Annotated in this window: 10 protein-coding genes; all 10 read right to left on the bottom strand. The window is 69.2% G+C overall.

The genetic code is table 11. The features are described from left to right. Positions 1 to 177: 177 nt before the first annotated feature. The 10 genes from ACHFGS_RS07835 to ACHFGS_RS07790 all read right to left on the bottom strand — a co-directional run bounded on the left by ACHFGS_RS07835 (position 178) and on the right by ACHFGS_RS07790 (position 8,871). On the bottom strand, positions 178 to 828 hold the full coding sequence (locus tag ACHFGS_RS07835) for a DNA-3-methyladenine glycosylase (RefSeq protein WP_394289331.1): 651 nt from the start codon (positions 826 to 828) through the stop codon (positions 178 to 180). Positions 829 to 933: 105 nt separating this feature from the next. Further along, positions 934 to 1,698 (bottom strand): hypothetical protein, encoded by a 765-nt coding sequence (locus tag ACHFGS_RS07830; protein WP_394278441.1) that lies wholly within the window; start codon positions 1,696 to 1,698, stop codon positions 934 to 936. Positions 1,699 to 1,721: 23 nt separating this feature from the next. Continuing rightward, complete coding sequence (locus ACHFGS_RS07825) at positions 1,722 to 2,318, bottom strand: hypothetical protein (RefSeq protein ID WP_394289329.1); 597 nt, start codon at positions 2,316 to 2,318, stop codon at positions 1,722 to 1,724. Positions 2,319 to 2,578: 260 nt separating this feature from the next. Continuing rightward, entirely contained in the window at positions 2,579 to 3,976 is a 1,398-nt protein-coding gene (locus ACHFGS_RS07820; protein WP_394278443.1) for a hypothetical protein, read from the bottom strand. Next, entirely contained in the window at positions 3,966 to 4,727 is a 762-nt protein-coding gene (locus ACHFGS_RS07815; protein ID WP_394278444.1) for a TIGR03943 family putative permease subunit, read from the bottom strand. Before ACHFGS_RS07815 ends, ACHFGS_RS07820 begins: the two co-directional genes overlap by 11 nt. Continuing rightward, on the bottom strand, positions 4,720 to 5,721 hold the full coding sequence (locus ACHFGS_RS07810; RefSeq protein WP_394278448.1) for a permease: 1,002 nt from the start codon (positions 5,719 to 5,721) through the stop codon (positions 4,720 to 4,722). Before ACHFGS_RS07810 ends, ACHFGS_RS07815 begins: the two co-directional genes overlap by 8 nt. 34 nt (positions 5,722 to 5,755) lie before the next feature. Next, entirely contained in the window at positions 5,756 to 6,166 is a 411-nt protein-coding gene (locus tag ACHFGS_RS07805) for a Fur family transcriptional regulator (protein ID WP_394278445.1), read from the bottom strand. A 10-nt stretch (positions 6,167 to 6,176) separates the two neighbouring features. Then, positions 6,177 to 7,076 (bottom strand): metal ABC transporter permease, encoded by a 900-nt coding sequence (locus ACHFGS_RS07800; RefSeq protein WP_394289328.1) that lies wholly within the window; start codon positions 7,074 to 7,076, stop codon positions 6,177 to 6,179. After that, on the bottom strand, positions 7,073 to 7,900 hold the full coding sequence (locus ACHFGS_RS07795) for a metal ABC transporter ATP-binding protein (RefSeq protein ID WP_394278540.1): 828 nt from the start codon (positions 7,898 to 7,900) through the stop codon (positions 7,073 to 7,075). Before ACHFGS_RS07795 ends, ACHFGS_RS07800 begins: the two co-directional genes overlap by 4 nt. After that, complete coding sequence (locus ACHFGS_RS07790) at positions 7,897 to 8,871, bottom strand: metal ABC transporter solute-binding protein, Zn/Mn family (RefSeq protein WP_394278539.1); 975 nt, start codon at positions 8,869 to 8,871, stop codon at positions 7,897 to 7,899. The genes ACHFGS_RS07795 and ACHFGS_RS07790 overlap by 4 nt, the downstream gene beginning before the upstream one ends. Positions 8,872 to 9,064: the final 193 nt, after the last annotated feature.

The raw sequence follows: 9,064 nt of genomic DNA, 5'->3' as shown, positions 1-9,064 counted from the left end.
ACCCAGAGTCGGCGCGAACTCGATCGCAGAACGACCCGCGATCAGCCCTCGAACCGCGCCCGCCCGCGTCGCCCACGGAATCTTCCTCGACACAACGAACCTCCTCGACGAGGTGTTGCGCTAGGACTCTGAAACCGCCGCGCGCGAAGCGACAAGAGGTGCCACCTGAAGCGGGGCTCAGGCCTCGCGGGCGCCGCGACCCCAGCGGAACGCCGACACCGTCGGGTCGCCCGCGATCCAGAAGCGCCACGGGAACGCGGCGGTCCCGGCGACCCCCGCGACGCCGACCCGCGGACCGGATGCCACCTCGGCGAGCGGCCGCGAACGCACGAACAGCCGCGCCGAAGCCCCCGCCTGCACCTCACCGGTCACCGCGTCGATGCCGTCGTGCAGCGGATGCCGCAGCCCCACCGCATCGCCGAACCGGCCGGGGCCGCGTGCGAGGTCGCGGGCCGACCGCGCCGCGGGGCGGCGCGCGTGCGCGGCATCCGCTCCCTCGATCACCTCGCCGGCACGGAGCAGGATACCGCCGGCGACGCCCTCGGGCCCGCTCACCACATTGACGCACGAGTGGATGCCGTGGCTCAGGTAGACGTAGAGGTGTCCGGGCTCGCCCCACATCGTGGCGTTGCGCGCGGTGCGGCCCATCCGCGCGTGCGAACCGGGGTCGGGCGCCTCGCCGGTGCCCTGCCCGTGGTACGCCTCGACCTCGGTGAGCCGCACCGCGACGACACCACCGGCCGTCTCGACGCGAAGCACGCCGCCGAGCAGCCGCGGCGCGACGTCGGCCGGCAGTCCGAGCAGGTCGTCCCGCGTGACCGGGCGCAGCCCCGCCGGCCGGTCGAACCCGCTCACAGCGAGGGCGCCCGCCGGCACCACGACAGACTGATCTCGCACGAGCGCGGAGTGGGAGGAAGTGCCAGCAGGCAACTCCTAATCGTTGAAGCGAGTGTCGGGCTCCTCGATGCCATCTGATCTGTCCGCCTCTGCTGCACGAACCGCCTGCTGGTACTGCTCCTCCGCGGGGAGGTCGGCGAACGGTGTCGCGTACGGGTCCGGAGGCGTCGTGTTGAGCTTGTTAATGATTTCTTGTCGGTCAAGACCCCAGAGTTGCTGCGCGGGACCAGACAACGCGAAGCGTGGCGAAGGCTTACTGTCACCACCAAGGATTGTTTCTCCTTGCCCGGCGATTCCGTCTTCGAAGGGCAGAACGGACGAGGGCAGAATGGGCGCCCACTCTTCGAACGTGGCGTAGTCCACAAGCGGCAGAAGGTAAGTGCCGCCCACCTCGAAGCGCACCGCATCCGGCTCGACGAGGGGGATTGCCTTGTCTACGTCCCCGTTCGTCCAGACGTACGCGTTGTACGACATCGTGAAGGATTCGGGCGGCGCCTCGTAGGTATCGGGATGCCACAGCGTCTCGAGCACGTCGAATGTCACAAGCTGAACGGCGTATCCCTCCCCAGATTCTCTTTCGTCCAGCGATACAGCTTCCCGTGATTGCGCCTTTTCAGTCACCTTGGCAACCACGACGGCGTCAACATAGGTGACCCAGTCCGTCAATGACTCGGCAGGAAGGACCGCGAGTCCTTCGCCCATCATGACGCGAACCTCATCATCAGAGGCAGTGGTGCACCCCGAGAGGACCACAACGGCCGCGGACATCTGTAGTACCACTTTCCCAACGCGGCTCTTCATGTCTGCACTCCTCACTGTCTGCACTAGTAGGTCGCGTTGATTTGCGCCACGTTGTTCGAGCCGAGCGTGTAGCGATCGGCGTTAAACGGCGTGTGCATGCATCCGAGCCTGGGATCTGAGTTGCTGACGACCGGGTCTGCACTACCGCCATGGAGAAGGCCCACGGCGTGCCCGGTCTCATGACAAGCGAGAGAACGCCGATGATACCCAGAGGAAGTGGTGATGCGGACATAACCCTGATCACAGGCGTAAAAATCGCTGTCGACCGCATCGTTGCACCAATACATGCCAACGTACGGAGAGGAGAGCGCCCCCATCTGATAAATGATGTCTGTCTCTCCGGAGCCGCTGTACACCGGCGTATTGGGATAGGACACAGATATGGAGGAAATTGGGTCGTAGCTATTGTCGAGCGAGTCCCGGATTCGACCCTCGAGGTAGGCAGAGACGGAGCTTTGCATGTACACGCTGATGGCGCCGTTATCCGTCTGGCAGACGATGCTGGAGGTGGCAAGCGTCTGATTCTCGCAGTAGACGCGATTGTAATTCGCCGTAGGGGTGAGATTATCCGGGTCAGCTGCTTGCGCCGGAGTTGCAACTGCGACGAGAAGGAGCGTCACGGCCGCGATCACGGTAGTGCGTGACAATCTGCGCTTCATCTTTCCTCCTGGCCACCTTGTGGGGCTCACATTGGCGGCAGATCGCACAGTTTCGCAAGGAAAGGAAGATTACGACTCGGTCTCGATCCGAGGCGTCTCGTCGCGTCAAGCGCGCTTCTCGCGTCGACCGCGAGGGAGCGGTGCCGTCGCCGCCGCAGTAGTGAATTCGGGGCGCGGAGGATCGACGCTCGAGTGCGGCCGAGGATGGTGGTCGAACCCGCTCACAGCGAGGGCGCCCGCCGGCACCACGACAGGTCGAAGCCCGACACGGCGACGACCTCGGCCCCGTCGGCGAGCGCGACGACCCGGGTCTCCACGCGTTCGGGCAGGGGCAGCAGATAGCCGTCGTACGGGTTCGAGACCGCGTCGGGGGCGACGACTAGTGCGGCGTACCGGCCACTCGGCGAGACGCACGACTGCAACAGCGTGTCGGTGACGGCGATCGTGGCAAGAGGTGTCGCCTCGCCGTCGGCGTCAACACGGGCGACCGTCGTGTCGAGCGCGTCGAGACCGTCGAACGGCGTGAGGGCGCGCAGCGTCTCGCCGCCCGGGAGCGCGAGGAGCGAGCCGATCTGCCCGAGCGACTCGTCGGTCGCGGCCAGTGCGGTCTCGTCGGCCGTCGCGAGATCGACGACGGCCGGCCCTTCGACGCGTTCGATGTAGGCCGAGGTGCCCGCGATGTCGTCGATGCCGATCGCGTTGCCGAGTGCGACCGAATCGCCGCCGTCGGGCGCGATGAGACTGAGCGCGCCGTCGAACGTGAGCATGAGGATGCTGTCGGTCGCCGGCACGAACCGCCAGTCCTCGACGCGCGCGTCGCCCGCGGAGCGTTCGACGGGCACCGGCGCGGCATCCGGGTCGGCGGTGGAACCGGTGAAGAGCAGGCTCTCGCGACCCTGGTCGGCCGAGATGTCGGCGTCCGTGAACGTGTAGCCGATCGTGTTGCCCGCCTCGGCGCTCTGCAGGTTCGTGACCGTGCCCTCGCCGGGGAGCGCAAACTCCTCGGAGCTGGAACCATCGAGCCGGGTCACGATGAGGTGCGAGACCTCGTCCTCGATCGTCGAGACGATCAGCCGCGCGGCCGTCGCCCGGAAGTCCTCGATGTGCGGGTGCTCGAACACTGGCACCGCGTCGCCGGCGAGGTCGACGCGGAAGATCGTGTCGGTCTCGTCGCCCCGCTGCAGCACGAACCCGTGCAGCGCCGGCGTCGTGAAGGTCTGCTCGATCGAGGCATCCGGTCCCCCGCCGACACCGCGCACGCCCTCGATCCGCACCGTGTACTCGGTGTCGTCCCACAGCGGCAGCGCGAACCGCAGGCCGACACTCCGGCCCGAGGTGTCGACGGTGAAGTCGGTCGCCGGGCTCACGGTCACTTGCGACGGGTCGACCTCGGCGAGCGACTGCGTCGTCGTGAAGATGATGCGCGAGCCTGCGGATGCCACCGACGCGGCCGGGTCCGACTCGACCGACGTGACCCGCGGGCCCTGCACCGTCGTGAGTACGCCCGTGACCACGGCGACGACGGCGAACACGCCGATGACCGCGAGTGTGCGGAGGACGAACGCGCGCGAGAGTCGGGCCCGACGCCGATCCGCGCGGCGGGGCGCGTCAGAACTCATACGGGTCCTCGGGCTCGTCGACGACCTCGACGGATGCCGCGTCGACGCGCAGCTGCCCGTTCACGTCGCGGATCGTGCCGCGCACCGTCACCCAGTCGCCGTCGGCGGGGACGTCGTCCGCCGCGATGGGGAGGCTGGCGGGCTGCGCGTCGATGACGCAGTGCGTGATGACGAGCCGGGTCAGGTCGAAACCGTCGGAGCCTGGCGAGACGAACCCGGTGAGTGCGATCTCGGTGCCGTCGAACGCCTGCGGGTCGGTTGCCGTCGCGAACACGCTCGCCCAATCGCCGACCCCGAACGCGTCGGTGTCGCCCATCACCGCGAGGGCGACGGCGTCGGCGCCCTGGAACAGCGGCGGCGAGCCGGTGTCGCGCTGCATCGCGAGCTCCGCCGACAGCGTCGCCGGCGGCACGACGAGCATCGCGCCCGCCACCGACGCGGCGAGGACGCCGCCGACGACGCTCGCCGCCGTGCCGGCGAGCTCGCGACGCGGCATCCGCTCGTCGTCATGGTCGGCGTGGTCGTGCGCGTCGCCGTGGTCATGGCCATGGTCGGCGGCGTCGCCGAGGCGCAGGGTGCAGCTGAGCACCGCGCCGACGAGGGCGACGACGGCCATCGACACCGCGAACCAGGCCGAGTCCGGGTTGATGTAGAGCCCGAGGCGGCCGGTCAGCGCGAGCGCGACCGTGACGGCGGCGATGATCGCGGCGAGGCCGACGCCGAGCAGGCGGAACCAGATCGTGTCACGCAAGGAGGTTCACCACCCCTCCGATCGCGGCGGCGAAGAGGATCACGGTGACGACGAGCACGACGAGCACGCGGGTGCGGAACGTGGTGCGCAGGAGCGCGAGCATCTTCACGTCGACGAGCGGGCCGACGAGCAGGAACGCGACGATCGCGCCGGGGGTGAACGTCGACGCGAACGACAGCGCGAAGAACGAGTCGACGTTCGAGCAGATCGCGACGACGATCGCGAGCAGGATCATCGCGGCGATCGACAGCGCCGGGTTCGATCCGATCGCGAGCAGCACGTCGCGCGGGATGACGACCTGCACGAGCCCGGCGATCGCCGAGCCGATGATGAGCGCCGGCATGACGGCGCGGAGCTCGACGACGAACTGCGCGAGACTGCGCCGCCAGCGGTCACCGGACGCCTGCTGCTCGACGAGGCACGCGTCGCGGAAGCGGTCGGTGAGGAGGGAGTCGGGATCAGGGTGCCGGCTGTACAGCCACCCGATCACGTTGGCGATGAGGTAGCCGCCGAGCAGTCGCGCAACGAGCACGCCGTCGTCGAAGCCGAACGCCTGGTGCGTCGTGATGATGACGATCGGGTTCACGATCGGCGCCGCGATCAGGAACGTCAGCGTCTCGGACACCGCGAAGCCGCGCATCATGAGGCCGCGCGCGAAGGGCACGTTGCCGCATTCGCACACCGGGATCAGCATGCCGAGAAGCGACAGGACGGCGCGGCGACCCCACGGGTTCTGCGGCATCCACCGTTCGATGACGCCCGGCGGCACCCACACCTGCACGACGATCGACAGCAGCACCCCGAGGATCACGAACGGCAACGACTCGATGAGCACGCTGAGCGAGAGCGTGAGCCCGTCCTGCGCCCGGGTGGGGAGTTCTGGCGCCGGGCTCCACAGCGCGAGGCCGAGGAGCACCGCGACGACCACGATGCCCGCGCCGAGCACGATCGCGCTCCGCGCCCCCGGTGTCGAGGGCGGGCGGGATGCCGCCATGGCGACAGGCCGTGACGTGCGGTCCGTCACGGGGTCAGGCGTCGGCTCGCGCGGAGGTGGCAGCCGTGCAGTCGGCACAGGTGCCGAAGATGTCGACGACGTGCTCGGCCTGCGTGAACCCGTGCGCTGCGGCGGTGCGCTGCGCCCAAGTCTCGACCTCTGTCGCCTGGATCTCGACGGCCTTGCCGCACACCCGGCAGATGAGGTGGTGGTGGTGGCCGGTGCTGGCGCATGCCCGGTAGATCGCTTCGCCGTCGGGAGACTGCAGCTGGTCGGCTTCGCCGGTCGCGGCGAGGTTCGCCAGGGCCCGGTAGACGGTGGCTAGCCCGATGCCGGTGTTCTCGCCGCGCAGCTCCGCGTGGAGGTCTTGCGCACTCACGAATCCGGGGGCGCCCGCAAGCGCCGAGCGCACGCGCTCGCGCTGCCACGTGTTGCGCTGGACCATGCCCGGGATTCTACCCGTGGGCGCTGACGGAGGGCTGGGTGCGGGGCGCGGCATTCGCTCGCACGACCCGACCGCGTCGGGCGCCGACGATGCGGCAGACAAGATAGATCGCGAACGAGATGGTCGTGATGTAGGGGCTCACCGGCAGGGTGCCGGCGACGGCGAGCAGGATGCCGCCGACCGCCGAGACCACGCCGAAGGCAGCGGCCAGCAACGGCACGGCGACCGGACCGGTCGCGACCCGCACCGCCGCGGCGGCGGGGGTGACCAGGAGCGCCATGACCAGCAGAGCGCCGAGGATGTGCACCGCGACGGCGACCGTGAGTCCGAGCAGCAGCATGAAGCCGAGCGAGATCCCGAGGGTCGGGACGCCTCTTGCGGCAGCGGACTGCGGGTCGAGCGAGTCGAAGCGCAGCGGCCGCCAGATGAGCAGCAGCGCGACCAGCACGAACGCCGCGATGACGATGAGCCAGGTCAGCTGACCCGACTGCACCGACACGATCTGGCCGGTCAGCAGGCTGAACCGGTTGGCGCTGCGCCCGTCGTAGAGGGCGAGGAACAGGATGCCGAGGCCGAGGCCGAACGGCATCATCACCCCGATGACGGAGTTGCGGTCGCGCGCACGCGCGCCGAGCCACCCGATGAGCGCAGCGGCGATGATCGACCCGACGATCGACCCGGTGACGACGTCGGCCCCGATGAGGAGAGCGGCGGCGGCTCCGGCGAAGGAGAGCTCGCTGATGCCGTGCACCGCGAACGCCATGTCGCGCTGGAGCACGAAGACCCCGATGAGTCCGCCGACGAGCCCCAGGATCGCCCCGGCCCAGACCGAGTTCTGCACGAGCGCGAGGATCTCGCCGTAGACGGGCAGGCCGCCGAACATGGCGTCGCCGATGTCGTCCCAGTTCATGCGTGGCCCTCGTGGTGGTGGTGTGAGGCCTCGGCATCCGGAGCTCCCACGACGACGAGTCGGTCGCCGGCACGGAGCACGAAGACCGGGGCTCCGTAGAGGTCGGTGAGGACGGGCGAGGTCAGCACGTCCTTGGGCTTGCCGAGGGTGAAGCGTCCGTTCGCGATGTACAGGATGCGGTCGACTTTGCCGAGCAACGGGTTGATGTCGTGCGTCACGAGCAGGACGGCTGCGCCGCTGCGACGGTGCCCGTCGATGAGGCGGACGACGGCCTGCTGGTTGGCGAGGTCGAGGCTCGTGAGCGGCTCGTCGCACAGCAGCAGCCGCGGGTCGTCGGCGAGGGCCTGCCCGACGCGCAGACGCTGTTGCTCGCCGCCGGAGAGGATGCCGACGGGACGGTCGGCGAATTCCTGCGCGCCGACGGCGGCGACCAGTTCGTCGACGCGTTCGCGGTCCCGCCGACGCGGGATCGGCAGGCCGAAGCGATGCCCGCTGACGCCGAGGGCGACGAGATCGCGGCCGCGGAGGGAGGTGTCGCGTGGGAGTGGGCGGGTCTGCGGCAGGTAGCCGATCGTGCGGTTGCCGGGCCGACGGACGGGCGTGCCGTCAACGGAGACGGTGCCTTCGCTGAGGTCCTCGAGGCCGAGGATCGCTCGCAGCAGGGTCGTCTTGCCCGAGCCGCTGGGTCCGAGGACGGCGATGAGCTCGCCGGGTTCGACGGCGAGGTCGAGCCCGGACCACAGTTCGCGGCCGTCACGCCGAAGGGCAGCGCCGCGGATCTCGAGGATCGGCGGCGCGATGCGCGGGGATGCCGAGTCGCTCACCGGGTCAGCGTACCGGCGAGCGCGTCGATGTTCTCCTGCATCCACGCGACGTAGTCGAGCCCCTCGGGCAGCAGTTCGGTGACCTCGACGACAGGGATGCCCTGCTTCTCCGCGAGCGAGACGATCTCCTTCGTCTCCGCGCCGCCCGTCTGGGCGTTGGTGACGACGGCGCGGATGCTGCCCGACTCGAGGATGCCGCGGGCGTCCAGCAGCGTCGCGGGGGCGACATCCTGCCCCTCCTCGACGGCCTCGCTGAACGCCGTCGGCGTCGCGTCGACGAGTCCGGCAGCGGCGGCGAGGTACACGGGGACGGGCTCGGTGACGAAGATCTTCTCGCCCTCGTGGTCCGCGGCGATCTGCGCGAGCGATGCTTCGAGCCCCTGGATGCCGGCCACGAGTTCTGCGGCGTTCGCCTTGTACGTCTCGGCGTTTCCGGCGTCGAGCTCGCCGAGCTCGTGCGCGATGTCCTCGATCAGGTGAGCGATCGTGTGTGGGTCGTACCAGACGTGCTCATTGAAGCCCTCGATGTGCTCGTGGTCCCCGTGGTCGTGGTCGTCTTCGGCGTGCTCGTCGTCTGCGTGCTCGTCGTCTGCGTGGCCGTCGTTCTCGGGGTAGTCGTGCGAGTACTCGACGGCGGTGAGCACGGTGGCATCCGTCCCGCTCGCGTCAATCAGCGCGTCGATGAAGGCGTCGTAGCCTCCGCCGTTCTCGAGGATGAGGTCGGCGTCTGCGACCGTGAGCTGGTCACGCGCGGACGCCTCGTACGAGTGCGGGTCCTGCGAGAGCGAATCGATGATCGAGACGACCTCGACGCTCTCCCCGCCGATCGCCGCGGCGAGCGAGCCGTAAACGCTGGTCGATGCGACGACCGTGAGCGCGCGATCATCCTCGCCCACAGGCGTCGCGCAACCCGCGAGGGCGACGGCGGCTGCGCCGAGGACGGCGATGGAGACGGGCACGCGGGAGGTCATGCTCCCAGCCTACGCGCTGTTGATAATCGTTATCAACTCGGCGATGAGCGTCGGTCCTGGCGGCGCCCCGTCTCTAACTCCTCAAGAACGCACGGGACGGCGCGCCCCACCCCCGGAATTCAGTACCTCGCCGTCCGCGCCGCGCGCGGATGTGAGGAGTTAGCGCACGCGACTGCTCGGCACCCCACGTCGA

It is taken from the genome of Microbacterium sp. (assembly GCF_043427715.1).
Lineage (GTDB): Bacteria > Actinomycetota > Actinomycetes > Actinomycetales > Microbacteriaceae > Microbacterium.
The sequence above is the reverse complement of the archived record's forward strand: the minus strand, read 5'-3'. Positions and strand labels throughout refer to the sequence as shown.